Source organism: Streptomyces sp. A0592 (assembly GCF_004795115.1).
Classification (GTDB): domain Bacteria; phylum Actinomycetota; class Actinomycetes; order Streptomycetales; family Streptomycetaceae; genus Streptomyces; species Streptomyces erythrochromogenes.
Window position 1 is genome coordinate 180937 of record NZ_SSBM01000001.1, and the last position, 25483, is coordinate 206419.

Sequence of the window (25483 nt, forward strand, 5' to 3'; positions counted from 1 at the left end):
CGTGCCCGGGAGGGTCCGGCACAGCCCACCCCCATCACCTAGGAGCCACGGATGCCCGTTCCCGGGCCTTCCCCTGCGCAGTCGAGCCTGCCTGCCGCCGCGGCCCGCTTCGGGACCCACGGCCGCGGCGCCGACGCCGTCACCGGAGGCAAGCCCGCGCTGCCGACCGGGCCGGCGCTGCCCTTCGGGCCGGCGGCCCGGCCCTCCCACCCTGCTTCCGCTTCTGCTCCCGCTACCGTTCCCGCTCCCGAGGCACGGCCCGTACCGGGCGGAGGCCCGGGGGGCGACGCGGTCGCCGAACCGGTGCGGGAGGCCGCCGCCGCGACGGCGACACGGAACGCGACACCGAACCCCGCCCTGGAGCGGATCATGCGCGGCCCCAGCGGCGTCGGCACGGAGGGACTGTTCTTCTTCACCCCCTACCGCGCACAGCCCGCCGCCGCCCCGGCACCCGAGGTGCCCGCGCCGCGGCCCGCGGCGGGGGGCAGGCCGATCCCCGGCCTCTACCACCACCCCGTCCCGGAGCCCGACCCCGCCCGCGTGGAGGAGGTCAGCCGCCGGATCAAGCGCTGGGCGGTGGACGAGGTGGAGGCGTACCCGCCGGAGTGGGAGGACCAGTTCGACGGCTTCTCCGTGGGCCGCTACATGGTCGCCTGCCACCCGGACGCCCCGACCGTCGACCACCTCATGATCGCCACCAGGCTGATGGTCGCCGAGAACGTGGTCGACGACTGCTACTGCGAGGACCACGGCGGTTCACCGGTCGGACTAGGAGGAAGGCTTCTGCTGGCGCACACCGCACTGGACCCGGTCCACACGACCGCGGAGTACCAGTCGGAGTGGGCGCAGTCCCTCCTCTCGGACGCGCCGCGGCGCTCCTACCGTTCGGCCATGGAGTACTTCGCCCGGGCGGCGACCCCGTCCCAGGCCGACCGGTACCGGCACGACATGGCCCGGCTGCACATGGGGTACCTCGCCGAAGCCGCCTGGGCCGAGACCGAGTACGTCCCGGAAGTGTCCGAATACCTGGCGATGCGCCAGTTCAACAACTTCCGCCCCTGTCCCACCATCACCGACACGGTGGGCGGCTACGAACTCCCGGCCGATCTGCACGCCATGCCCGCCATGCAACGGGTCATCGCGCTGGCCGGCAACGCCACCACCATCTCCAACGACCTGTACTCGTACACGAAAGAACTGGACAGCCCCGGCCTGCACCTGAACCTGCCGGTGGTCATCGCAGCACGAGAGGGCCTCTCCGACAAGGAGGCCTACCTGAAGGCGGTCGAGATCCACAACGACCTCATGCACGCCTTCGAGGCCGCGGCCGCGGAACTGGCCGTGTCCTGCCCCGATCCACGCGTGGTCCGCTTCCTGCGGGGCGTGGCCGCCTGGGTCGACGGCAACCACTACTGGCACCAGAGCAACACCTACCGCTACAGCCTGCCCGACTTCTGGTAAGGATGGATTTATTCGTGACCAGCACCGATTTCACCGTTGCCGCCCCCACTTCCGCCTTCATCCCGGCCCCGGCAACGCCCTACCAGGGCGACATCGCCCGCTACTGGGACCACGAGGCCCGGCCGGTGAACCTGCGCCTGGGCGATGTCGACGGTCTGTACCACCACCACTACGGCATCGGTGACGTCGACCACGCGGCCCTCGGGGACACCGAGGACAGCGCGTACGAGAAGAAGCTGATCGCCGAGCTCCACCGCCTGGAGTCCGCGCAGGCGGAGGTCCTGCTGAACCACCTCGGCGCCATCGGGCGCGACGACACGCTCGTCGACGCCGGCTGCGGCCGCGGCGGCTCCATGGTCATGGCCCACCAGCGGTTCGGATGCAAGGTCGAGGGCGTGACCCTGTCGGCCAAGCAGGCCGACTTCGCCAACCAGCGCGCCCGCGAGCTGGGCATCGAGGACTCCGTCCGCGCCCGTGTCTGCAACATGCTCAACACGCCGCTCGAGACCGGGCAGGCCGCCGCTTCCTGGAACAACGAGTCGAGCATGTACGTCGACCTGCACGACCTGTTCGCCGAGCACTCCCGCGTCCTCGCGGTCGGCGGCCGCTACGTGACCATCACCGGCTGCTGGAACCCGCGGTACGGCCAGCCCTCGAAGTGGGTCTCCCAGATCAACGCGCACTTCGAGTGCAACATCCACTCCCGTCGGGAGTACATGCGGGCCATGGCAGACAACCGGCTCGTGCCGCAGGCCGTGATCGACCTGACCCCCGAGACCCTGCCCTACTGGGAGCTGCGCGCCACGTCCTCCCTGGTCACGGGTATCGAGGAGGCGTTCATCAACTCCTACAAGGACGGCTCCTTCCAGTACGTCCTGATCGCGGCCGACCGCGTCTGACCCCTGGCGGAAAGGCCGGGCCCGTGGCCACGGGCCCGGCCTTCGTGCGCGGTGCCCGGGCAGGTCCTGGCCAAATCCGCCGGGGCGCGTCCCGGACGTCCTGCGTCCCCGTCCGCGGTGAGGGCCTTGTCGATCAACGGCCCCGCCCCCGTCCGTGATTGGCCTGTACCGGCCAAACTGCCAGGAGATCGATCCGCTCTCGCGCTACTGTGCGCCCGTGAGTCTTCATGTGGTCGTGGGTTTCGGACCCGCAGGCGCCGCCACCGCCCGTTTGCTGGCAGAGCAGGGACATTCCGTACGGGTCGTCACCAGGGCGGGCAGAAGCCCGGAACCGGGGATCGAGCACCACGCACTCGACGCGACGGACCTCCCGCAGTTGACCGCCGTCGCCCAGGGCGCGGCGGCGATCCACCACTGTGCCGCGCCGCCCTACCACCGCTGGGTGCGCGAGTGGCCCCCGCTCGTCGCCGCGGTCTCCGCCGCGGCCGAGGACACCGGCGCCGTACTGGTCGTGCTGGGCAACCTCTACGGCTACGGGCCGGTGGACGGCCCCCTGACCGAGGAGCTGCCGCAGGCGGCGACCGGCCCCAAGGGCCGTGTCCGAGCCGCCGCCTGGGAACAGGTGCGGAGGCTGCACGAGCAGGGCCGCATCAGGGCGGTCGAGGTGCGGGCCTCCGACTTCTTCGGCCCGGGCGTCACCGACGGCGGACACCTCGCCGGACGGGTCGTACCGGCGCTGCTGCGCGGCAGGCCCGTCTCCACGCTGGGGGACCCGGACGCCCCGCACAGCTGGACCTACCTTCCCGACGTGGCCGAGGCGATGGCCGAGGTCGCGGGCGAGGAGCGGGCCTGGGGACGTCCCTGGCACGTCCCGACCGAACCCGCCCTGTCCGTGAGGGAGATGGCCGCCCGGCTCGCCGCGGGCGCGGGAACCGGTCCCGCGGTGGTGCGCAGGATCCCTCCGGCCGCACTGGGCCTCGCGGGGCTCTTCTCCCCTCTGCTGCGCGAACTGAAGGAGATCCGCTACCAGTTCGACAGCCCCTTCGTCGTCGATTCGAGCGCCTACGAGGCGGCCTTCGCGGTCCGCGCCACTCCCGTCGACGAGCAGGTCAAGGCCACCCTCGACTGGTGGCGTGCGCGACCGACCACCCGGTGAACCCCGTGACAGGGGCGCGGCTCCCGGGGGAGGGGCACGAGCCGATAGCCGTCGTGGGCATGGCCTGCCGGTTCCCGGGGGCCCGGAACCTGAACGAGTACTGGCGGCTCCTCACCGCCCCACGACCGCAGTTCTCCACCATCCCCGACACGCGCTGGCGCAGCGCCGCCTTCCTCACCGGCGACTTCCGCGACACCTCGTCGACCTACACCGACACCATGGCGCTCCTGCCGGACGTGGGCCACTTCGACGCGGCGCATTACGGCATCCCGCCGCGCCGGGCCGCCGCGATGGACCCCCAGCACCGGCTGCTGATCGACCTGACCCGCGAGGCGATCCAGGACGCCGGGTGGGAGACCGACGGCTTCGACCGCGAGGAGACCTCGGTGATCACGGCCCTCACCGAGAGCGGCTACCGCGAGCTCAGCACCATGCGCATACGGATGCGCCAGCTGGCGGGCGGCGAGTTCGGAACCCGGGCGGCGAACCCGGGCCTGCAGGACGCCGTACGCGCCGTCCAGGGCTTGCACGGCACGTCCGTGGCCGGACTCCTCCTCAACATGGGACCGAACACGATCAGCTCGGTCTTCGACCTGCACGGCGAGAGCTACGCACTGGACTCCGCGTGCTCCGGTGGTCTCATGGCCGTCGCCAACGCCGTCCACGCGCTGCGCGCGGGCCGTTCCCGCATCGCGATCGCCGGTGGCGCCCAGCTGATCCTCGCCCCGGACCTGCTGGTGGGGCTGTGCCGGATAGGCGCCGTCTCGCGCAGCGGCCGGTGCCTGCCCTTCGGCGCGGAGGCCGACGGCTTCGTCCTGGGGGAGGGCGCCGGGGTGCTGGTGCTGCGGCCGCTGACCGACGCCCGGGCGGCCGGCGACCGCGTATACGCGGTGATCCGCGGCGTGGGCACGGCCAACGACGGGACCGTGCAGGGCGGCATGCACCCCCAGGCGGGCGGCCAGCTCAGGGCCCTGCGCCGGGCCTACCGCGATGCCGGCCTGTCGCCGGGCGCGGTGGGCTACCTGGAGGCGCACGGCACCGGAACCGCCGTCGGCGACCCCGTCGAACTCGCTGTGCTGCGCGAACTGCGCGGCGAGGACGCCGCTCCCGCCCACCTCGGCGCGGTCAAGGCGGTCGTCGGGCATTCGCTCAACTCCGCCGGGCTGGCCGGACTCGTCAAATCGGTCCTGGCCGTGCAGCGGGCGGTGATCCCGCCGCAGCCGGACTTCGGCCTCGCCGACACCGCCGCCCTCGACGCCGCGCGGCTGACGGTGGCGACGGCACCGGTCGCCTGGCCCGCCGACGGCCTGCCCCGCCGGGCGGGGGTGAGCGCCTTCGGTTTCGGCGGTACCGGCGTCCACCTGGTCGTGGAGGAGCACACGGAGCACACGGAGCACACCGCGCCACCGGGCGGCGGCCCGGCACCGGCCGGGGAGCCCTACGAGCTGGTCCTCACCGCGCGCGACCGGGCCGGGCTGGTCCGGTACGCACGGGACCTGGCGCGGGCCATCACCGAGGACGGGCTGCCGCCGGCCCGAGTCGCCGGCACCCTGGCCCGCCGTGCTCCCCTGCGGGAGCGCCTCGCCGTGCTGGCGGGGGACTCGGCCGAGGCCGCCGCCCGGCTGACGGCGGCGGCCTCCGCGCTGGAAGCCGGGCGGGCCGTGGAGTCCGCGCCGACGCAGGCCGCACCACCCGGCGCGGCGCGACGCACACCCCCGTGCACCCTGCCGCCGAGTCCGCTCGCCCCGCGCCGCCACTGGGTCGTGGACGACGAGGCACGCGAGGTGGCGGAGCCGGCCGGGCCCGAACTGCCGGCGGGGCCCGCAGGTGGCCGGGTGGCCGCGCCCACCCCAACCGCCCGCGGTGCCGCACCCGGTGCCGCGCCCGGTGAGGACGCCGCGTCCATCGTGCTCGAAGAGGTGTCGCGTACCGGGGTGTTCCCCCTCGCGGACCTCGGCGAGGGCATGACACTGGTGGCCGGTCTCGGCTTCGACTCCCTCATGCTCCAGGAGCTGGCGGTCAACATCGGCAGGCGCGCGCCCGCATTCCGCTCCGAGGACCTGTTCGCGCCCGGACTCACCGTCGGAGGGCTGATCGCACTGCTCGATCCTGACCGCACCCGGCCCGCGCCACCCGCCCGGCCCGCGCCACCCGCCCGGCCCGCCTCCCGCGCGGCGCGGGAGGCCGAGTGGAGCACCGATGCCGCGAGCATCGACGACTTCCCGGAGGTGGCCCTCTTCGAGGAGCGCCTGGCCGCGGTCACCGCCGGTGGCGCCGACTTCCCGTACTTCCGCGTCCACGAGGGCACCATCCGCGACACCACGGTGATCGGCGACCGCTCGTACCTGTCCTTCGGCAGCTACAACTACCTGGGGATATCCGGCCATCCGGCGGTCAACGAAGCCGTGCACCGGGCCGTGGAGCGGTACGGGACCTCGGTCTCGGCCAGCCGGATGCTCTCGGGCGAACGGGAACTGACGGTCCGTCTCGAACGCGCCCTGGCCGGCTTCCTCGGCGTCGGAGACTGCCTCACGCTGGTCGGCGGGCATGGCACCAACGTCACCGCGATCGGGCACCTCGTCGGCCCGGGGGACCTCGTCCTGCACGACGCGCTCGCCCACGACAGCATCCTCCAGGGCTGCGCCCTGTCCGGGGCGGCCCGCAGGCCCTTCGCCCACAACGACCGCGCCGACCTGGAACACCTCCTGCGGATCAACCGGTCCCGGTTCCGCCGGGTACTGATCGTCGTCGAGGGCGCCTACAGCATGGACGGCGACCTGGTCGACCTGCCCGCCGTGATCGGGCTGAAGAAGCGGTACGGCGCGCTGCTGATGGTCGACGAGGCGCACAGCATCGGCACGGTCGGCGAACACGGCAGGGGCGTCGGCGAGTTCTTCGACGTCGACCGGTCCGACGTGGACCTGTGGATGGGTACCCTCTCCAAGTCCTTCGCCAGCTGCGGAGGCTACCTCGGGGGCTCGGCCCGCATGGTGCGCTGGCTGCGGCACACCCTCCCGGGCTTCGTCTACAGCGTGGGACTGACCCCGGCCAACGCGGCCGCCGCCCTGGCCGCCACCGAGCTGATCACTGCGGAACCCCACCGGGTGCGCGCGCTCAGGCGCAACGCCGGACTGTTCCTCGGCCTGGCCGCGGCGGCCGGTCTGCCCACCGGCTCCAGCGCCGACACCCCCATCGTGCCGGTGGTCCTCGGCGACTCGGCGCGCACCCTGCACGTCGCCGACCGGCTGTTCGCGCGCGGGGTCGTCGCCGACCCGATCTTCCATCCCGCCGTGGACGAGGGCCTGTCGAGGCTGCGGTTCTTCCTCACGAGCGAACACCGCGAGGACGACATCCGCCGGGCGGTCGCCGTCCTGGCCGAGGAGGTGGAGGCGACCGCCGGGACCTGAGCGGGCCACTTCAGAACAGCGTGCGTTCGATGCGGCTGAGCATGGCGCTCGTCCCGGGATCGCCGGCGGATCCCGCCTCCCCGGAGTGGGTCGCGCCGTCCCGTCCCTCCGCCGCGCCGCCCATCCGCTGGGAGAGCAGGTAGGCGATGATCTCCGCCTCCTGCTCCTGCACGTCGTCGTAGGCCGCACGCAGGAGCATGTCGCGCACGAGTTCGGGGTCGAGGTTGGGGAAGAGCAGGCGGGCGGCCGTCTCGTCCAGCCCGCCGGCCCCGCGATGGCAGCAGATGATGTGGCCCAGCTCGTGCAAGATGATGTGCTCCTGATGCGCGCTGGTGGTGTTGGCGTCGTAGAAGATCAGGTCCTCGTCGCGGGCGGCGACCCACATGCCGCACGGATGGGACGAGGGCATCTGCATCGGGACCAGGAGGATCGGGCGGCCCCGTGCTTCGCCGAGGTGGCGGCACAGTTCGGCCACGTCGGTGGCCTTCGGCAGGTCGAGTTCGGCGATCCGCTCGGCACCGGCCTTCCGGAGCTTCTTGAGCTGGCTGCGGCGGTCCTGGTCCGCCGACCGCTCCTTCCTGGCGCCCCTCATTCGGGGCCGGAGGAATCGCTCACCGGCGGGAGGCCCTGCAGCTGCCGGTACTGGTCCATGATGGCCGTGATGGCCTGGAGGTTCTCCTTCTTCATCCCGGCCGCCCGCATCGCCACGGCGCGGACCCCGGACTGCCGCAGCGCCTCGACGGCGGCGATCTCGCTGAGGACCGACTGGGCGACCTTGTCGTCGAAGAAGTACGCGACCGAGACGCCGAAGAAGCGGGCGAGGGCGGCGAGGAGGTCGGGTGAGGGATTGGAGCGCTTCCCCGTCCGCAGCTGGGACAGGTACACACCGCCGACCTTGAGTTCGGGGCTGGCCCGCTTCAGCTCCTCCGCCACCTCGGCGTTCGTCCAGTGCTTGCCCTTCGGGCGAACCGTCTTGAACAGGTCGTCGAGACGCACTGCGAGCAGGGGCCGGTCATCGCCCCCGGTCTCGGTCTCCGTCATGTGAACCTTCCTCCCGTCACCTCCTCGGTATAGCCCTTGGCTATACGTCAGTTTCCCAGAATAGCGCTCAGTTGACAATTGGCCTGGACTCCGCCAACGTTGGGTCTCGCCGATAGCTGTCAGCTAACGCGACTCACGGGGGAAACGGGGTCGGGTTGCTGCGGAAAATCGGACTGGCCCGGCCCTCGGGGGATGGGCCGGGCCAGTCCGGGCGGAAGCCACCCGTCCGGCCCGATGAAACACGGGGGAACGGGAGTGCCCGCCCGGTTTGACGGGGGATGCAAACCGGGCGGGAGCTCTCAACTCGCCTTGCTGAGCTTACTGTAGGCGGCGGCAACCTGGGTGAGCCAGGCAACTTCCGCCACGAAGTTGTCCGTGTCTCGGTCGTCGAAATCGCCGGCGTCCTTGCTGTGGTCGGGGACGATCCCGGTCCGCTTCGCCTGCAGGGCCTGTCTGATCTGCGCCGCTTCGGCGAAGGCCTGTCGCAGCTCCGCGCCCGCCTCCGACCCCGCGTTCGCCGCGCTGCCGGCCGTCTCCCCGCCCGCGACGCCGGCCGCGCTCGTCTCCCGGTCGATGTAGGGGCGCAAGTCCCGCCACCCGTCCCGGATTTCGACCACACGGCGGTGCAGGCGGTAGTTGAGGTCGGACACCGAGGAGCCCGGGGGCTCCAGCGCGATGTCCGGCGAGGCCTCGTACAGGTCCCGCCACAGCGGGTGCAGCGCCCGGTAGGAGCGGTAGCTGCGGGACCACTCCGTGAGCCGCGAAACGGGCGGCCCCCAGAGGGAGTTGATCAGGGCGAGGGAGAGGATCACGATCCCCGACGCGCTGAAGACGTTCGAGGCGAGCTTCCAGGCGCCGATGTCCGCCCCGGCCGCCGCGGTCAGGATGTTGACCGTACGGGCCGTGCAGTAGAGGAACAGCACCACGGCGGCGACGGACAGCATCCGCAGGGCCTGCCGCAGCGAGGCGTTGTCCGTCATCCGGGCGTAGGGACCGCACTGGCGGTAGATCGTCACGCACGGCACGGCCTGCGACACGATGAAGACCAGGAGATAGGTGAGGAGCAGCGGCCTGCTGGTGCCGTCGAAGTCGGAGGTGGGCCGGCCGGGGCCGTCCGCGAGGAAGAACAGGGCCGTCAGCAGCACGTCGAGACCGATGCCGGTGATCAGCCAGGAGCGGGTTCCGCGGGCCGCCGCCTCGTCCGTTGCCGCCCACCGCAGCAGGATGATCTGCGCCGCGACGCAGAAGGCCACGGCGGCCAGGTGCATGATGAGGATGGCCAGGTTGCCCACGCCCAGGAAGCTTCCGCCGCCCATGGCGACGGCGCCCATGGTGAAGGTGAGGCACTGGAGCAGCAGGGTGGCGATCAGCGCGCGGTAGGCGCCGTCTCGCCAGCTGCGCCGGGCCTGGGAGAGGCGGTAGAAGAGCGCGGCGTAGGAGGAGAGCGCCGCTATCGCGAAGCAGAGGGTCCTGATGGCGGTCACGTCAGCGGTCGCCCTCGCCCAGCGGGACGTCGAGGCCGACGGTCTCGGCCGCCACGGCGACGGCGTGGTCGAAGTAGGCAGCCTCGTCCAGGACGCTGTCGTGCGTCCGGCTGAAGACCTGGAACACCAGCAGGCCGATCAGGCTGCTCCACAGGACGATGCCGCGTTCGACGATGTCCGAGAAGGGGGCCTCGGGCGCACCGCCGAAGAGCTCCACGGCCTCCGGTCGCAGCAGTCCGCCGGGCAAGGTCCGGCGCGGCGGCGTGAGTTCGCCGGACTCCAGCGCCGAGCGCAGGATGCCGGCGAGGACGGCGGGGGTGCGCGAAGCGGGCGGGACGGTGTCCTGCGGGGCGTGGTAGCCGGGGACGGGCGATCCGTAGATCAGGGTGAACTCGGCCGGGTTCGCGAAGGACCACTGCCGCAGGGCCCGGGTCGCCGCGAGGAGGCGGGAGCCCGCCGGCGCACCGGCATCGGCGGCCGCCCGGTCGGCCCGCTCCATCGCGGACCCGGAGGCGTCGTAGGCGTCGACGACCAGCGCGGTCAGCAGGTCGTCCCGGTGCGGGAAGACGGCTTCCACGGCGGTGACGGCCAGGCCGCTGTCGCGGGCCACGGCGTCGAGGGACAGGCCCGGCGCCCCCCGTTTCACCAGGTGTTGGCGTGCGGTTGCCTTGACCTGGGCGGGCAGTGCCGCGTCGTCGTCGCTCGGGTTCGTTGGGGAGACGTCCATGCCGGAACCGTACCCGCGGACCGCCGCGCGAGGAGCCCGGTCGCCCGAACACCCGTGCCACCCGCTGTGATCCGGCCACGACGGGCCGGTGGATGGCGGGTACGGATCACCTGCCCGGGTCGCGGTGCGTCGGGCGCCGCCTCCGCGTCGGTGCGGCCGCCCGACCCGACCGGGCCGGGCGGCCGCACCCGAAGGTCAGGAAACGGTGACGAACTGCCCGATGCTCGGAACCCCTTGGGCGTCCAGGGCGAAGAGCATGTACGTCCCCGGCAGCACCACACCGGTGTCCGCGGGGATCGACACCGTGTATGCGCCCCCTCCCGCGGGCGTGGACGCGAGCGGCACCCGCCGCTGGTCGTTGTCGGTGGAGTGGGTCGCGGCCGCGGCGCGCATCAGGACGAACGACGCCACGGGCGACTCGGTGCTCACCGTCAGCCGCGTGCCGGGAGCCGCCCTCGGGGGCACGCCCCCGGTGATGACGGGCCGCGGCTTCGGCGAACCGTCCGCGTTGAGCAGGTAGGGCGGGGTGAAGACCGCCCCGTCGGGGTGGTTGGTCGCGCAGTCGCCGCACAGGCCGCCGCCACCGGAGAAGACCCGGCCGTCCGGCAGCAGGTTGGCCACACTGTGGTAGTTGCGCGGGACGGCCATGGAGGCGAGCGGGGTGAACCGGCCGGTCGCCGGGTCCCAGAGCTCGGGCGTCAGGATCGAGGTGGCGTCGCTGAACGGCACCGGATAGGCCTGGCCGCCGAAGACCGCCACCTTGCCGTCCGGCAGGACGACGCTGTTGCTGAACGCACGGGGGTGCTCCATGTCCCCGGTGCGGGCCGCCTGGACCTGGCTGCCCGAGATGCCCACGGTGTACGCCCGCTGCGTGGCGGGGGAGTCCTGGTAGGCCGGCGAGCCGCCCAGCGTGACCAGCTTGCCGATGTCGTACGGTACGGCGTTGCCGGTCATGGCGTCCTGGCTGTCGGCCCGAGTGCCGGCCGGTGTGACGGAGCCCTGGCCGGTGGTGGAGATCCAGTTCATCTGCTTGCTCGGACCGAGCTGGAGGACCTTCCCACCCGAAGTGGCGTGCAGCCACATGTGGTTGTCGGCGCGGTAGGGGCCGGCCGGATCGGCCGTCAGGGCCTGGGACGCGGGAACGCCCGGGAGCCTTCGCCAGGTGCGGGTGTCGGGGGACCAGACCTCACCGGCCTTGTCGGTGCTCGCGTTCCCGCTCCAGGACCCGCCGAGGACGAAGGCCTCGCCCGTGGAGAGCAGCGTCATGGCCTGGTAGCCGCGGGCGATGTCCATGCTGGTGGTGGCGGACCAGGAGTCGGTGGCCGGATCGTAGATGCTGGCCTTCTCCGCGTTGCTGCCGCCGGTGACCAGCACCCGGCCGTCGGCCAGCATGGCGATCCCGGGGCAGAACATGTCGTGGCCGGTGTTGTCGATGCGGCGCTGGGTGACCTTGCCCGTCTTCAGGTCCAGGATCGCCGTCTGGGTGTAGCCGTTGCTGCCGCCGAAGCGGTCGACGGCGTACGCGGACCACGCCAGCAGCTTGTCCCCGGGCAGGGCGGCGGTGGCCACCGGCACCAGCGGGAAGCCGATGATCCGGCCCCAGGACCCGTGCACGGCGGGGCTGGCCGGTCCGCTCAGGCGTATCTCGCCCGCCGAGGTCCACGGACCGCGGCCGCCGGCCTCACCGGTCACGGTGAGGCGTATGTAGCGGGCGTGTTCGGCGCGGGTGAAGGTGGCGGTCTTGACGGTGTCGTCGTCCCGCCAGGTGCCGGTCGCCACCGCAGTGCCGAAGGAGATGCCGTCGGCGCTGGTGGCGACGGAGTAGGCGCCCGCACGCCCGTTGGGCCCGTCGCCGCGGGGGTGGTAGACGAGCGCGGAGACGACCGCCGTGCGGTGCATGTCGATGGTGATGCTGTGCGGCAGCGGAGCGGGGGTGCCGGACCACTTGCTGTGCCAGATCGTGTCGGCGTTGCCGTCGAGCACGTTGGCGGCGCGGCCGTTCTCGCCGGTGGTCTCCTCGTCGCTCGCCGTGGCCGTCCACCCGGCCCGGGACAGGTCGACGGTCGCGGCGGGGGTGCCGGGGTCGCCCAGCAGGTTGATCTCGGCGGCGGAGGTCCAGGGCCCGCGGTTGCCGGCCTCGGTGACCGCCGTCAGCCGCACGAACCGGGCGCCCGTCGGTGCGAAGCCGAGGGTCTTGGCGGTGGCGTCGTCCGCAAGGGTGCCGGTGGCGACGGGAGTGCCCCAGTTCTGGCCGTCCGCGCTGACGCTGATGCCGTACTCGCCGACGCGTCCGTTCGACCCGTTCGCGCGCGGCCGGTAGACGAGCGCGGAGACGACCGCCGTGCGGTGCATGTCGATGGTGATGGTGTGCGGCAGCGGAGCGGCGGTGGCGGTCCACTTGCTGTGCCAGATGGTGTTGTTGTCACCGTCGAGCACGTTGGCGGCGCGGCCGTTCTCGCCGGTGGCCTCCTCGTCGCTCGCGGTGGCCGTCCACCCGGCCCGGTCGAGCACCGGGGCCGCCGGCTCCATGGCGTTCGCCGGCGCGATGCCGTGGTGCGGCGACTGCACCGCCGCCTGCTGGTCGGTGGGCACGGGCGCGGACCGCGGCCCCGGGGCCCGGCCGGCCGCGGTGCTCGTGACCGCGAGCCACGGCGTCAGGCCGATCAGCAGGGAGCCGAGGGCGAAGGCTATGAGCAGGTGGGACCGGCGTAACGGGCGGGAAAGCGCGAGGGAGCGCCTGGACTGCAATCTGACCTCCTGGGGCGAACTGATGTGCCCCGTAGAAGATAGTCAGCGCAGCGACAACTCGTCCGGAAATGAGGAGAGTTGGCGGGAACCCGCGCGACGGCCGCGGCGGCCCGCGCCGGGCAGGCGTCAGGAAAGGGCGTCCCAGAAGTCGAGGCGGTGCTCCTGCCGGTAGGCGACGGGACCGATCCGCTGCGGCGCCAGGGACTGCGTGTACGGCCGGTCCACGCGGTGCGGCGGCCAGCCGGGCAGGCCGGCTCCCCGCGGCGCACCGGTCCGGGCGAACGCCGCCCAGTAGCCGGTCATCGCGGCCGACAGCCGGCGCTGCGCAGGGGTGAACAGCGGCTCGGCGGCCTCGTCCTCGAACAGGTACGGGACGTCACCGGCATGGAAGGCGCCGAAGGCGAAGCCGCCCGGCAGCGGGAGGAACATCGGCGCGTCGCGGTCGGCGAACTCGTAGGCGTACACCGGAACATGCGGCGCGAGCGCATCGTGCTGGGCCTGCGTACCGCGCGCCCACATCCGGTCGGTGACCACCGCCGCCCACGCCAGCGCGGGGGACGCGAAGGCGCCCGGCGGGTACGCGGCCCGCACCCGCGCCGCGGACGCTGTGCCGAACGCCGTGCGCAGCGCACGGTCGTAGTCCGCCCCGGTGAAGGGCCGGCCGGATGCGTCGTACGCCATCCCGACGAAGGTGCGGTGCTCGTCGCGGGTGGCGCCCGAAAGGACGGGCACCCGGTGGAAGCGCCCGGCCCGCAGGGCCGCGGGCGGCAGTTCGGGGAGGGTGGCGTTGCCGTACCCGAACGCCTGGAAGGCGTTCATCACGTACGGCACCTCCAGGATCCTGCGGACGGGCAGGGAGCGCAGGCATGCGAGGACGCGCTCCGGGCGGCCCCCGCCGCAGCCCAGGGAGGAGGTCGTCGCCGTGGTGATGTCCTCCATCTCCCGCCCGGTCCGCCAGACGTACCACGGATATCCCGGTACGCCCGGCCCCATCGCGCCGGCCGGCATGTCCATCACGCCCTCGCCGCTCGCCATCACCGCGCGGTGGAACAGGCCCGCGGAGGCGGGCGAGATCAGGTGCCCGGCGACGGCCGACGCCCCGAAGGACACGCCCGCGACGGTGACGTTGCCCGGATCGCCGCCGAAGGCCCGCGCGTTCCTCCGTACCCAGGCCAGCGCCGCCCGCTGGTCCTGCAGGCCGAAGGTGCCGGAGCCCTCCAGCCCCGGCAGGGCCAGACCGCCGAAGACGCCGAGCCGGTAGTTGACGGTCACGACCACCAGCCCGCGCGCGGCCAGTCGGCGTCCGTCGAAGAAGGAGCCGCCGCCCACGGAGCCGTCCCCGTGGATCCAGACCAGTACGGGCGCGGGCCGCCGCCGGTCCGCCGCGGGCGGCGTGGTCACGTTCAGGACCAGGCAGTCCTCCTCCGTACTGGAGATCCGCGCGTACGGCGAGGGCACCTGCGGGCACAGCGGCCCCGGCGCGGTCGCGTCCCGCACACCCTTCCACGGCGGTACGGGACGGGGCGGCGCCCACCGGTGCCGCCCCTCGGGGGCACCCGCGTAGGGGATGCCCCGGAAGAGCAGGTGCGGGCCCGACCGCACCCCGCGCACGGGTCCGGCGTCCGTGCGCACGGTCTCGCCGACCGGCGCCGGTCCCGGCCGCGCGGCGCAGCCGAGCGGCGCGGACGCCGCGGCGGCCAGGGCCAGGGCGCACGCCGCCGCCCCGAGCGACCGGCGGGGGCGGAACGGGCGGGGGACGTACGGGCGGGCAGATCCGCGATGCGTCAGCGTCACCCGGCAAGCCTTCCGCGCACCGCCCCCTCCCGCGCGCGTACGCACCGTACGCGACCTGATCGGACGCGGGCCCCGCGGCCAACGGGGCCCCGGAGCCCGCCCGGAGGTCAGGCGCCGACGTAGGCCGCGAGGTGCTCCCCGGTGAGGGTGGAGCGGTCGGCGACGAGATCGGCGGGGGTGCCCTCGAAGACGATCCGGCCGCCGTCGTGGCCGGCGCCGGGGCCGAGGTCGACGATCCAGTCGGCGTGCGCCATGACCGCCTGGTGGTGCTCGATGACGATGACCGACTTGCCCGAGTCCACGAGCCGGTCGAGCAGCCCGAGCAGCTGTTCGACGTCGGCGAGGTGGAGTCCCGTGGTCGGCTCGTCGAGGACGTAGACCCCGCCCTTGTCGGACATGTGCGTGGCCAGCTTGAGCCGCTGCCGCTCGCCGCCGGACAGCGTCGTGAGGGGCTGGCCGAGGCTGACGTAGCCCAGCCCGACGTCGGAGAGCCGGTCGAGGATGCGGTGCGCGGCCGGCGTGGCCGCCTCGCCGGAGCCGAAGAACTCCAGGGCCTCGGTCACCGGCATCGCGAGCACCTCGCTGATGTCGCGCCCGCCCAGGTGGTAGTCCAGCACCGACGCCTGGAACCGCTTGCCCTCGCAGTCCTCGCAGGTGGTCGCGACACCGGCCATCATCGCCAGGTCGGTGTAGACGACCCCCGCACCGTTGCAGGTGGGGCAGGCACCCTCCGAGTTGGCGCTGAACAGCGCCGGCTTGACGCCGTGCGCCTTCGCGAAGGCCTTCCGGATCGGGTCGAGCAGACCCGTGTACGTCGCCGGGTTGCTGCGCCGGGACCCGCGGATCGCGCCCTGGTCGATCGACACCACGCCCTCGCCGGCCGGGATCGAACCGTGGATCAGCGAACTCTTCCCGGAACCGGCGACCCCGGTGATGACGGTGAGGACGCCCAGTGGGATGTCGACATCGACGTCGCGCAGGTTGTGCGTCGTGGCGCCGCGGATCTCCAGCCGGCCGGTGGGCTCGCGCACCGTCTTCTTCAGGGCCGCCCGGTCGTCGAAGTGCCGGCCCGTGATGGTGCCGCCCTTGCGCAGCCCGTCGACGGTGCCCTCGAAGCAGACGGTGCCGCCCGCAGTGCCGGCGCCCGGGCCGAGGTCGACGACGTGGTCGGCGATCGCGATCGTCTCCGGCTTGTGCTCCACCACGAGCACCGTGTTGCCCTTGTCCCGCAGCCGCTGCAGCAGGCCGTTCATCCGCTGGATGTCGTGCGGGTGCAGACCGGTGGTGGGCTCGTCGAAGACGTACGTGGTGTCGGTGAGGGAGGACCCGAGGTGGCGGATCATCTTCACGCGCTGGGCCTCGCCGCCGGAGAGGGTGCCGGCGGGGCGGTCGAGGGAGAGGTAGCCGAGCCCGATCTCGACGAACGATTCCAGGGTGTGGTGGAGCGTGGTGAGCAGCGGCGCCACGGAGGGCTCGTCGAGGGAGTCGACCCATGCGGCCAGGTCGCTGATCTGCATCGCGCACGCGTCGGCGATGCTGACCTTCTTGATCTTCGACGACCGGGCCGCCTCGGTGAGCCGGGTGCCGTCGCAGTCGGGACAGGTGGTGAAGGTGACCGCCCGGTCCACGAACTCCCGGATGTGCGGCTGCATCGACTCGCGGTCCTTGGCGAGCATCGACTTCTGGATCCGGGGGATGAGCCCCTCGTACGTCATGTTGATGCCCGCGATCTTCATCCTGACCGGCTCGCGGTGGAGGAAGTCGTGCAGCTCCCGCTTGGTGTACCTGCGGATCGGCTTGTCCGCGTCGTAGAGGCCCGACTCGCTGTAGAGCCGGTAGCTCCAGCCGCCCGGCTTGTAGCCGGGGACGGTGAGGGCGCCGTCGTTCAGCGACTTGGAGTCGTCGTAGATCTGGGTGAGGTCGAGGTCGGTGACCGAGCCCCGGCCCTCGCAGCGCGGGCACATGCCACCGGTGATGCTGAAGGAGCGGCGCTCCTTCACGGTCTGGCCGCCGCGCTCCACGGTGACCGCACCCGCCCCGCTGATGGAGGCGACGTTGAAGGAGAACGCCTTGGGCGAGCCGATGTAGGGCTTGCCGAGCCGACTGAACAGGATGCGCAGCATCGCGTTGGCGTCGGTCGCGGTGCCGACCGTGGAGCGGGGGTCGCCGCCCATCCGCTGCTGGTCGACGATGATCGCGGTGGTCAGCCCGTCCAGCACGTCGACCTCGGGGCGCGCCAGCGTCGGCATGAAGCCCTGTACGAAGGCGCTGTACGTCTCGTTGATCAGCCGCTGCGACTCCGCGGCGATCGTGTCGAAGACCAGCGAGCTCTTGCCCGAGCCGGAGACCCCGGTGAACACCGTCAGCCGGCGCTTGGGGATCTCGATGCTCACGTCCTTGAGGTTGTTCACGCGGGCACCGTGCACGCGGATCAGGTCGTGACTGTCGGCAGCGTGCCGGCCGGGGGGCTGCGTGTTCTTCCTCGTGGCCATGCTTGACGTCTCTCCATCCATGGGGCGGGCCGGGGCCACGGTCACGCGGGTGGCGCGAACGCGACCGCGGCCCGTGGGGGGAAGGGGTGCTACTGCTTGCGGGGCTGGTTGAAGCGGAGCATGTTGCCGGCCGGGTCGCGGAAGGCACAGTCGCGGACACCGTACGGCTGGTCGATCGGCTCCTGCATGACCTCCCCGCCGGCCGCCCGGATGCGCTCGAAGGTGGCGTCGACATCGTCGGTGGAGAAGATCACGCCGCGCAGCATGCCCTTCGCCAGCAGCTCGGCCATCGCCTGCCGGTCCGCGGCGGGGGCGCCGGGGTCGGCGAGCGGCGGTTCGAGGACGATCTCGACGTCCTGCGAGGGCGAGCCGACGGTCACCCAGCGCATTCCCTCGAACCCGACGTCGTTGCGCACCTCGAGGCCGAGGACGTCGCGGTAGAACGCGATCGCCTTGTCGTGGTCGTCGACTGCGATGAAGCACTGCGAGAGGTTGATGTTCATGGCTCCGACGCTACGAGGCGCCCGTCGATTTCGCTTCTCCATTCCTGACCGGATCCTTGATCGGTCCACCGGCCCCTGTCGGTTCACCGCCCCTGACCGGTCGCGTCATGTACTTGGCGACGCACGCCGGGATGGCCTCGCCCGCCTCGTGCGCGCGGGCCCGGTACGCGCTGGGGCTCTCGCCGACCAGCTCGGTGAAGCGCGAGCTGAAGGACCCGAGCGACGTGCTCCCGACGGCGAAGCAGACCTCCGTCACGCTCATGTCGCCCCTGCGCAGCAGCGCCTTCGCGCGTTCGACGCGGCGGGTCATCAGATAGCTGTACGGGCTCTCCCCGAAAGCGGAGCGGAAGCTGCGGGAGAAGTGCCCCGGCGACATCAGCGCGACCTTCGCGAGCGCCGGAACGTCCAGGGGCTCCGCGTAGTCGCGGTCGATCACGTCCCGGGCACGGCGCAGCCTCACCAGGTCTTCCAGGGTCATGGGTACCAGCATCGCACGGCGGGAACCTCCCGCCCGGGCTCAGCCGGACGGGGAGTCGCCCACGATCAGGTTCCTGAGCGCGGGCATGCCGCCCTCCCGCAGGGCGCGGCGCTGCCGGTCGGCCGGCGTCCCCTCCTGGAGGAGCCGGTGCACGAGCGAGGCCACCTCGCGTTCGTCGCCGGACTCGGCCAGCGCCGGAGCAACATGCGCGAGCAGGGAGTACAGCACGTCACCGCTGCTGCGGCAGCGCCCGTCGGGGTCGACCAGCGTGGAGTTCAGGCCGTGCCGGGCCGCGTGCCAGTTGGCGGCCTGCAGCAGCTCCGGCCGGCACCGGGCCGGTGCGGCCCCGGCCTTCTCCTCGGCGAGGGCGACCGCGACCAGCGCCCGAACCAGCCCCGCCAGCATGACGGCGTCGTCGGCCCGCAACTGCACGTCCAGGCACCGCACCTCGACGGTCGGGAAGCGGTCGGAGAGCCGTGCCTGCCAGTACAACTGGCCCCGGTCTGCGATCACCCCCGAGGCCACCAGGGCGTCGATCCGCTGCTCGTAGTCGGCGAGCCCGTCGAAGTACGGGGGAGGGCCGCTGACCGGCCAGCGGCCGAAGACGATCGTGCGCCAGCTCGCGAAGCCGGTGTCCTTGCCGTCCCACAGGGGGGAGTTCGCCGACATGGCCAGCAGCGTCGGGAGCCAGACCCGGATGCGGTTCAGCACCGCGACGCCGGTCGCCGGATCGGGCACTCCCACATGGACGTGCATGCCGTTGATCAGCTGCTCGTCCACCAGCTGCCGGGCCTGGCCCTCCATCCTGAGGTACCTCGGCTTGCGGGTGACCGGCACCGCCGATGTGTCCCGCAGCGGCGCGGCCGCGGCCATGGCGACCCGGCAGCCGTGCTCCTCGGCGGCGGACGCGACCGCGTGCCGCAGCCGCAGCAGGTGCCCGCCCACCTCCTCCAGCTCCGTGCAGACGGGCGTGGCCACCTCGACCTGCGCCTGCAGCAGCTCGTCCTGGACCTCACCGTCCTCGGCGATCGGGCCGAGGCCGGCCGCCCTGCGCACGTGCTCGGCCTCGGGGACCGGCAGCACCGTCACCGGGTCCACCAGGAGGTATTCCTCTTCGACGCCGAATGTGATCACCCGGTGCGGTTACCCCGGGATCGCCCTGATCATCCACCGCCTGCGCCGACCGGCTCAGCGGTCGGCACCTTTGGGCGGAGGGCGCTCGCCCCGCGGGGGTTGCGGGCGTACCTGCTCCTCGCGCCCGGTGCCCGGCCGCTGCCGCTTCGCGGTGTGGGCGCCGGCCTCCCGGTCGTCCCCGCCGCCGCCGCGCCGGACGGCCTCGTCCGCCTCGCGGCGGGCCTCCCGGTCACCGCTCTCGCCCGGGGCCTGCGACGGGGTGGTCGGCCGCCTGCCGTGGCTCTGCCCGTGCCGTGTCATCGTGTCCTCCTCCGTCGGCGGGCCGGGCTCACTGGCCCAGCTTCCGCTTGAGCTCCGCCTTGTCCATCGAGGAACGGCCGTGGAGGTTCTTGCGCTTCGCCTCCGCGTAGAGCTGGTCGTAGGTGGGGCCCTGGGCTCCCTTGTGGGAGCGCTGCCCGCCGCGCTTGGCGGAGGACATGTCCTCCAGCGACGTCCTGCTCGCCGTCTTGGACTCGCCGGCCCTGGCGCGTTCCTTGTTCACGGTCCGCGCGGCGATCTCCTTCGCCTTCTTCGGGCTCTCGCCGCGCTCCTCGGCGCTCTCCTTGATGTGCTCGTACTGTCGTTCCCGCTTGGGGCTGGAACCGCGAGGCATGACGACTCCCCTGCTGGTGTGCGGACTCTCGGTACGTCCGGCGCCTACCCGTGACGGGGCGCCCCACACGACCGGCCTCAGGCGCGGCGGTCAGTCCGGTCCCGCCAGGTGCCGTTCGGCCGCCAGGACGGCCTCGTGTACGGTCGAGCGGCCCATCAGTACGCACAGGGTGTAGGCCGCGTCGTCCATGGCGCTGCGGGCCGCCCCGTCGCCGGGGGCCCCGGCGAGCCGCTCCCGGGCCGCCCGGAACCGGGCCAGGGCGTCCTCGGTCCGGGCCCGGCTGGGCAGCAGGCCGACGCCCCGCCCGCCCTCCGGCCCGGGCCGGGGGCTCCGCAGCGCCTCGACCGCCCGCCGCAGCGCCCGTTCCCACCGGGCGGGTACGGGTTCCCCGCGCGCGCCCGCGACCACCGCGGCCGCGAAATCCGCCACCGGCACCCGCGCAAGCTCGGCGGCCGCGGCCAGCACGAGCCGCGCCTCACGGGTCCCGCAGGGTGCCAGGGCCATCACCATGCCCGTCGCCCACTCCACCGTCTGCTCGCCACGGAGGACCGGTACATGCCCTCCAGGGGGCTGATGAATGCTTTGAGAGATCACCGATCATCCTTTCAACCGAAGGCTGCGCGAGCGGTGGGGGGAAGTATGAAAGGTATGCCCGCTCCGGTTGCCTTCCCACACCCGCAGAACGCACCGCGCACCCCCGGCTTGTAGGTTCGGCCGCATGACCTTCACCACCCCGCCGCGGCCGCTCGACGCCGAGGCGCTCTTCCCCGGGCTGGCCGCCCACCGCGCGACGGCGACCAGGCTGCACCCCCGAGCCGGGCGTCCGACGGCGCGGGACAGCCACGTCGGCGGTCCGCTGCTGTGGCCGTCCGGTGAGCCGTGGCCGGTGTGCGACGAGCCGCACCGGTACGGCGGACCGTTGCTCGCGGTGGCTCAGCTGTACGCCCGGGACGTCCCGGACCTGCCCCCCGGGCCCGGCGGCTGCGATCTGCTCCAGGTGTTCTGGTGCCCCTTCGACCTGCACGGGCCCACGGGGTACGGCATGAACGTGCGGCTCAGGTGGCGGCGGTCGGCCGAGGTCCGCGAGGTACTGGCGCCGCAGCCGCAACCCGAGCGCGTCGGCTTCGACGGCTACGTGCCCGAGCCGTGCGTGCTGCATCCGGAGCAGGTCACCGAGTACCCGTACATCGAGCTGCTGACCGGTGAACTCGGCGAGCGCGTGGAGGAGTGGGAGGACGCGCAGGAGGAGGCGGGCCACGAGGCCGAGGACGAAGGAGCCGCCGCCCCGCCCACCTACCAGAGCGACCTGTCCGTCGCGCCCGGCTGGAAGGCCGGCGGGCACGCGGCGTGGAACGTCACCGGCCCCGGGAGCACGGACTGCCGAGACTGCGGCCGCATGATGCGGCTGCTGCTGACCGTCGACTCGTACGAGTGGCGCTCCGACAGCGAAAGCTGGCGCCCGCTGCCCACCGGGGCCGACGCGAACCGGCCGACGGGGGTCGCCGTGGGCAACTTCGGCAGGCTCAACGTCTTCGCCTGCCCCCGGGATCCGGCCCACCCCCACCGCTTCAGCGTGCAGTGAGCAGGCTGCAGTTGGCGGGCCTACCCGGGTCTGCGGCGGGGATGTCATGATCCCGTCATGAACGCGCACACCACGGCGGCCGTCGTGCACAGCCCGGGCGCCCTCCTCCGCTACCCCGACGCGCTGACGGCCTTGTTGACGGACTACCACCTGAGTACGGAGGCCGAGAAGGGGCTGCCCGTCGCGGACGCGAGCCGACTGCCCGCGCGCTACCTGGCCGAGATCCGGGACCCGCGGACCGCCTTCGCGGACGCCACCGTGTTCCTGGCCGTCGACGACGGCGCACCGGCGGGCTGCCTGGTGGTGACCGCTCCGGACGCGGGGACCGCGGAGATCAAGCGGGTCTGGACGGACCCGGCCCGTCGGGGACGCGGTGTCGCCTCCGTTCTGCTCCGCGCGGCAGTCGCACACTGCGCCGCCGACAGCGGCGTCGCCACCGTCCGCCTGTCCGTGTGGAGTTGGCGGACCCCCGCGATCGCCCTGTACGAACGCCTGGGCTTCCGGGCGACCGAATCCTGGGACCCGCGCGAGGACCTGGTCTGCATGGAGTACCCGTCGGCGGCCGGGACGCCCCGAGCAGGGTGCACCACCCTTTAGGCCTTGACGGATGCGGCCGACCTGGCGGCCTCTTCGACCTTCGCCCAGTGGGCCGCACGGGCTTCCTCGTCGATCTGCTTCTCGTGTTCGGCGCGCAGCCCGGTCCGGCCGTCGAGGCCCTCGCGCAGGATGTCGGCGTGCCCGGCATGCCGGACGGACTCGCCGAGGACATGGACCATGACCGCGAACAGGTTCGTGTCGGCATGGGGCTCCGGCCACCACGGAACGCGGCCGCGGGCGTCGAGGGCAAGCGCGTCGATCGTCGCGTCCGAGTGTTCCCATGTGCGCCGGTAGAACCCGGTGATCCGATCGCGGGTCTCGTCCTCGGTCGCCCACAGATCGCTGCCGTCGGATTCCTGCCACCGGGGCAGCCGTTCCGGGGAAGGGCGGCCGAAGACCTCGCCGAAGTACCTGGCCTCGACGGTGGCCACGTGTTTGACCAGTCCGAGGAGGTTGGTCCCGGTCGCGGTCAAAGGCCGCCGGGCGTCGTATTCGGACAAGCCGTCGAGTTTCCAGAGCAGCGCCTCGCGGTCCCGCCGCAGTCTCCCGTGCAGATTGCCCTTCGCGAATTCGTCGATCATGCGGCATGAGCCTGCCAGGGACTGCCCGTGGTCTCAAGATCCCCTACGTGGTCCACGGTGACCGGCGGAGCCGAGACCGGTCCTTGGCGGCCCGGTTGCGCCGCGGCGCAGCGGTGCGGCGGGAGGATGGCGCCATGGCCGACACCTTCGCATCGCGCACCATCGACGTGACGACCGGGGACCGGGAGACCGTCCACGACCTGACCTCCGCCTGCGCCGCCTTCCTCGGGGAGGTGGCGCGCGGCCGGAGCGGACTGCTCAACCTCTTCACGCCACACGCGACCGCCGGGCTCGCCGTCATCGAGACGGGAGCGGGCAGCGACGACGACCTGCTGACCGCCCTGAAGTCCCTGCTGCCGGCCGACGACCGGTGGCGGCACCGGCACGGCTCCCCGGGCCACGGACGCGACCACGTCCTGCCCGCGATCGTCCCGCCCCACGCGACGCTTCCGGTGCTCGACGGAACGCTGGAACTCGGAACCTGGCAGTCCGTCACCCTGGTGGACACCAACCGGGACAACCCCCGCCGGCAGGTCCGGCTGTCCTTCCTCGCCGGCTGATGTGGCCGCCGAGCGGGCGCAGGGGTGAAGACGTATCCATCATGACAGGTCAGAGCGGGTTTTCGTAGGATCAAGGGCACAGTCGATTGCCCTTGTTTGGGCCCCGGTGCGGCTTTCAGAATCAGCGTCATGAATCACACGGCGCACATCAGTCACGACGCGGTACTCCGAGCCCGAGTCGCCCTCCTCGGTTCCCAGGCCCTGACCGTCCGACAGGAGGTCGCCGCATACCGCGTGCTCGCCCAGGTGAGCCCGCTCGCGTACCTGCCCCTGCTGGCCCGGGCACTGTGCACCTACAGCCGCCAGGAGTTCGCCGACCGGCCCGGCACGGCCCTCGCCCTGCGCGCCGAGGCGGTCGAGGCCGCACGCCGGATGCACGCACTGGAGCCCGCGAGGGTGCAGCTGCTCATAGTCGTGCTCAGGGCCTATCGGCTGCAGCTGGCCGTGATGGGGCAGCAGGAGCAACGTGACACGGTGGAAAGGGAGATCGCCCTGCTGGACACGGGCCACCAGGCGGAACTCGGTCCGCTGGAATACGAGATCACCCTCCTGGACGGGCCCCGGGGGCGGTAGCGGGGAGCGGCGGACGCGGGGCGGCGCAGGGCCGACTGCGGTCCGGCCCCCGCCCCGGCCTCACCAGCGCCAGGTGAGGGTTCCGCCCTCCGCCACCTCCGCCCAGCGTTCGGCTGCGCGGTCGAGCGCCGCGCACGCCAGGGCGACCTGCCGTTCGTCGAGCGGACTCCGGCCCACGCCCCTGCCCTGCGTGCTCAGCCCGGACCAGACGCGGTAGGTCCAGTTGACGGAGAGCTCGGCCTGCATCACCGCGTCGCCGCCGCGTCGCAGGATCTTCATCCCCGACCGGCGGTGGCGGGTCGGGGCCGTCGTCCCGAACCCCTCGAAGGTGGCGCCCCGAGCCATGGCCCCCCAGAACCCGTCGGTGATCCCGAGCGCGCTCTCGACCGCCGCGTGCACGAGGTCGTGCGGCATGGTCGGCCCGGTCGCCCGGGACATCAGCCGCACGTCCCGTCCCCGCCGGTCGCGGACTTCGAGATCGTGCCGGTTGTCCGGAAGCCTGCGGAAGATGATCTCCATCGTTCCTTCTCTCAAGGGTCTCAGCCCGGATCGTAGGTGCGGAACCCCCGCGCCCGCGCCCCCTTCACCCGTGCGGGCCGCCTCCCGACGTGCCGGACGTCCTGGGCTGCCCCATCCTGCTCATGGAGGGCCATCGCAGCCGACAGGCGCCGTCCGCGGAAGGAGCCGTCACCGTGTCGGAACCGCGCGACAAGCCGCCCCGCTTCACCGTGCCGGCCTGGATGCGCAAGTACACGCCGTTCCTGGGCCGGATCCTCGAACAGTTCGCCCGCGTCAACCTGCTGGACTGTGCCACCCGCCTGGCCGCGCAGGCCTTCCTCGGAGCGATCCCCGCCATCTTCGTCATCGGGGCCCTCGCACCCGACTGGTTGCGCGAACAGCTCGTCTCCACCGTCAGCGGGACCCTGGGCCTCACGGGCCCGGCACTGGACCAGATCCGCTCCGTGGTGCACAACAGCGGCGAGGACACGGCGACCATCGCGAGCACCGGTGTCGTGGGCGTCGTCGTCACGCTGCTGTCCGCGACCGCCTGCAGCCGCGCCCTCCAACGGACCTGCGAGCGCGCCTGGCACCTGCCGAAGGCGGGCGCCCGGCTCGCGGCCTGGCGCTGGGTGGCCTGGCTGCTGGTCTGGCTGACGGCCCTGCTGTTCCAGGGGCCGGTACAGCAGGCGTTCGGAGCCGGCCGGGTGCTCGGCGCGGTCGTCTCCCTGATCAGCGGCATCCTGCTGTGGTGGTGGACCCAGCACCTGCTGCTCGGCGGCCGGGTGGCCTGGCTGCCCCTGCTGCCCGGCGCGGTCCTGGTCGCGGTCGGGGAGAGCGTGTTCAGCTGGGGCTCCAAGTTCTACATGCCCCGCGCCCTGGACCACAGCCTCCAGCAGTTCGGCAGCCTCGGGCTGGTCTTCGTCGTCCTGTCCTGGCTGATCATGTTCTTCGTCGTCGTCACCATGGGCGTCGCCCTGGGATACGTACTGGCCCACGAGCACCTGCTGGCCCACCGGCTGGGCACCGCCGACGACCCGGAGGAGCCGGCGGCCGCCGCTGCCCCGCGGTGAGACCGCACCCGACCGCACGGCCCGTGTCCGACCGCACCTCACC

At 72.7% G+C, this 25483-nt stretch carries 24 protein-coding genes; 9 read left to right on the forward strand and 15 right to left on the reverse strand.

Annotation, left to right across the window (positions count from 1 at the left end):
• Nucleotides 1–51: 51 nt before the first annotated feature.
• The 4 genes from E6U81_RS00870 to E6U81_RS00885 all read left to right on the forward strand — a co-directional run bounded on the left by E6U81_RS00870 (nucleotide 52) and on the right by E6U81_RS00885 (nucleotide 6923).
• Complete coding sequence (locus E6U81_RS00870) at nucleotides 52–1461, forward strand: family 2 encapsulin nanocompartment cargo protein terpene cyclase (protein WP_136228091.1); 1410 nt, start codon at nucleotides 52–54, stop codon at nucleotides 1459–1461.
• Between the two features lie 2 nt (nucleotides 1462–1463).
• Nucleotides 1464–2360, forward strand: a complete 897-nt coding sequence (locus E6U81_RS00875; RefSeq protein ID WP_136228092.1) for a geranyl diphosphate 2-C-methyltransferase — start codon at nucleotides 1464–1466, stop codon at nucleotides 2358–2360.
• A 217-nt stretch (nucleotides 2361–2577) separates the two neighbouring features.
• The gene (locus E6U81_RS00880) at nucleotides 2578–3516 is read left to right on the forward strand and encodes an NAD-dependent epimerase/dehydratase family protein (RefSeq protein WP_136228093.1); all 939 of its coding nucleotides are present in this window, start codon (nucleotides 2578–2580) and stop codon (nucleotides 3514–3516) included.
• 5 nt (nucleotides 3517–3521) lie between these two features.
• Nucleotides 3522–6923: an aminotransferase class I/II-fold pyridoxal phosphate-dependent enzyme gene (locus E6U81_RS00885; RefSeq protein WP_276615790.1), complete on the forward strand. Its 3402-nt coding sequence runs from the start codon at nucleotides 3522–3524 to the stop codon at nucleotides 6921–6923.
• Nucleotides 6924–6933: 10 nt separating this feature from the next.
• Here E6U81_RS00885 and E6U81_RS00890 read toward each other — a convergent pair whose 3' ends face one another.
• The 13 genes from E6U81_RS00890 to E6U81_RS00950 all read right to left on the reverse strand — a co-directional run bounded on the left by E6U81_RS00890 (nucleotide 6934) and on the right by E6U81_RS00950 (nucleotide 20486).
• Complete coding sequence (locus E6U81_RS00890) at nucleotides 6934–7515, reverse strand: toxin (protein ID WP_136228094.1); 582 nt, start codon at nucleotides 7513–7515, stop codon at nucleotides 6934–6936.
• Nucleotides 7512–7964 carry a helix-turn-helix domain-containing protein gene (locus E6U81_RS00895; RefSeq protein ID WP_136228095.1) on the reverse strand — a complete coding sequence of 151 codons (453 nt, stop codon included), beginning with the start codon at nucleotides 7962–7964 and terminating at the stop codon, nucleotides 7512–7514. The genes E6U81_RS00890 and E6U81_RS00895 overlap by 4 nt, the downstream gene beginning before the upstream one ends.
• A gap of 299 nt (nucleotides 7965–8263) precedes the next feature.
• Nucleotides 8264–9448: an MAB_1171c family putative transporter gene (locus E6U81_RS00900; RefSeq protein ID WP_136228096.1), complete on the reverse strand. Its 1185-nt coding sequence runs from the start codon at nucleotides 9446–9448 to the stop codon at nucleotides 8264–8266.
• Nucleotide 9449: 1 nt separating this feature from the next.
• Nucleotides 9450–10175: a TetR-like C-terminal domain-containing protein gene (locus tag E6U81_RS00905; RefSeq protein WP_136228097.1), complete on the reverse strand. Its 726-nt coding sequence runs from the start codon at nucleotides 10173–10175 to the stop codon at nucleotides 9450–9452.
• A gap of 195 nt (nucleotides 10176–10370) precedes the next feature.
• A complete protein-coding gene (locus E6U81_RS00910; RefSeq protein WP_240803545.1) occupies nucleotides 10371–12923 on the reverse strand; it encodes a discoidin domain-containing protein in 2553 nt (850 codons plus the stop codon).
• Nucleotides 12924–13049: 126 nt separating this feature from the next.
• Nucleotides 13050–14717 carry a carboxylesterase family protein gene (locus E6U81_RS00915; protein ID WP_240803546.1) on the reverse strand — a complete coding sequence of 556 codons (1668 nt, stop codon included), beginning with the start codon at nucleotides 14715–14717 and terminating at the stop codon, nucleotides 13050–13052.
• Nucleotides 14718–14824: 107 nt separating this feature from the next.
• Nucleotides 14825–17209, reverse strand: a complete 2385-nt coding sequence (locus E6U81_RS00920) for an excinuclease ABC subunit UvrA (RefSeq protein ID WP_136228098.1) — start codon at nucleotides 17207–17209, stop codon at nucleotides 14825–14827.
• A gap of 89 nt (nucleotides 17210–17298) precedes the next feature.
• The gene (locus E6U81_RS00925) at nucleotides 17299–17712 is read right to left on the reverse strand and encodes a VOC family protein (RefSeq protein ID WP_030027260.1); all 414 of its coding nucleotides are present in this window, start codon (nucleotides 17710–17712) and stop codon (nucleotides 17299–17301) included.
• 10 nt (nucleotides 17713–17722) lie between these two features.
• The gene (locus E6U81_RS00930; RefSeq protein WP_136228099.1) at nucleotides 17723–18190 is read right to left on the reverse strand and encodes an AraC family transcriptional regulator; all 468 of its coding nucleotides are present in this window, start codon (nucleotides 18188–18190) and stop codon (nucleotides 17723–17725) included.
• A gap of 39 nt (nucleotides 18191–18229) precedes the next feature.
• A complete protein-coding gene (locus tag E6U81_RS00935; protein ID WP_136228100.1) occupies nucleotides 18230–19324 on the reverse strand; it encodes a glutamate--cysteine ligase in 1095 nt (364 codons plus the stop codon).
• A gap of 54 nt (nucleotides 19325–19378) precedes the next feature.
• Nucleotides 19379–19624, reverse strand: coding sequence for a hypothetical protein (locus tag E6U81_RS00940; protein WP_136228101.1), 246 nt, complete (start codon nucleotides 19622–19624; stop codon nucleotides 19379–19381).
• A 28-nt stretch (nucleotides 19625–19652) separates the two neighbouring features.
• Nucleotides 19653–19976 (reverse strand): plasmid stabilization protein, encoded by a 324-nt coding sequence (locus E6U81_RS00945; protein ID WP_136228102.1) that lies wholly within the window; start codon nucleotides 19974–19976, stop codon nucleotides 19653–19655.
• 90 nt (nucleotides 19977–20066) lie between these two features.
• Nucleotides 20067–20486, reverse strand: coding sequence for a DUF5133 domain-containing protein (locus E6U81_RS00950; RefSeq protein ID WP_240803547.1), 420 nt, complete (start codon nucleotides 20484–20486; stop codon nucleotides 20067–20069).
• A 208-nt stretch (nucleotides 20487–20694) separates the two neighbouring features.
• Here E6U81_RS00950 and E6U81_RS00955 point away from each other — a divergent pair, with 208 nt between their 5' ends.
• Together E6U81_RS00955 and E6U81_RS00960 are read left to right on the forward strand one after the other, a co-directional pair.
• Complete coding sequence (locus E6U81_RS00955; protein WP_136228103.1) at nucleotides 20695–21558, forward strand: DUF1963 domain-containing protein; 864 nt, start codon at nucleotides 20695–20697, stop codon at nucleotides 21556–21558.
• Between the two features lie 57 nt (nucleotides 21559–21615).
• Nucleotides 21616–22155, forward strand: coding sequence for a GNAT family N-acetyltransferase (locus E6U81_RS00960; protein ID WP_136228104.1), 540 nt, complete (start codon nucleotides 21616–21618; stop codon nucleotides 22153–22155).
• On the opposite strand, the gene E6U81_RS00965 is transcribed toward E6U81_RS00960, so the two are convergent.
• Entirely contained in the window at nucleotides 22152–22736 is a 585-nt protein-coding gene (locus tag E6U81_RS00965) for a DinB family protein (RefSeq protein ID WP_136228105.1), read from the reverse strand. The two genes, E6U81_RS00960 and E6U81_RS00965, sit on opposite strands and share 4 nt — an antisense overlap.
• A gap of 134 nt (nucleotides 22737–22870) precedes the next feature.
• On the opposite strand from E6U81_RS00965, the gene E6U81_RS00970 reads away from it, so the two are divergent.
• A complete protein-coding gene (locus tag E6U81_RS00970; protein WP_136228106.1) occupies nucleotides 22871–23296 on the forward strand; it encodes a YjbQ family protein in 426 nt (141 codons plus the stop codon).
• A 129-nt stretch (nucleotides 23297–23425) separates the two neighbouring features.
• Complete coding sequence (locus tag E6U81_RS00975) at nucleotides 23426–23869, forward strand: hypothetical protein (RefSeq protein WP_136228107.1); 444 nt, start codon at nucleotides 23426–23428, stop codon at nucleotides 23867–23869.
• 60 nt (nucleotides 23870–23929) lie between these two features.
• On the opposite strand, the gene E6U81_RS00980 is transcribed toward E6U81_RS00975, so the two are convergent.
• Nucleotides 23930–24388 (reverse strand): hypothetical protein, encoded by a 459-nt coding sequence (locus tag E6U81_RS00980; RefSeq protein ID WP_136228108.1) that lies wholly within the window; start codon nucleotides 24386–24388, stop codon nucleotides 23930–23932.
• A 173-nt stretch (nucleotides 24389–24561) separates the two neighbouring features.
• On the opposite strand from E6U81_RS00980, the gene E6U81_RS00985 reads away from it, so the two are divergent.
• Nucleotides 24562–25440 (forward strand): YhjD/YihY/BrkB family envelope integrity protein, encoded by an 879-nt coding sequence (locus E6U81_RS00985; protein WP_240803548.1) that lies wholly within the window; start codon nucleotides 24562–24564, stop codon nucleotides 25438–25440.
• The last annotated feature ends 43 nt before the right edge of the window (nucleotides 25441–25483 follow it).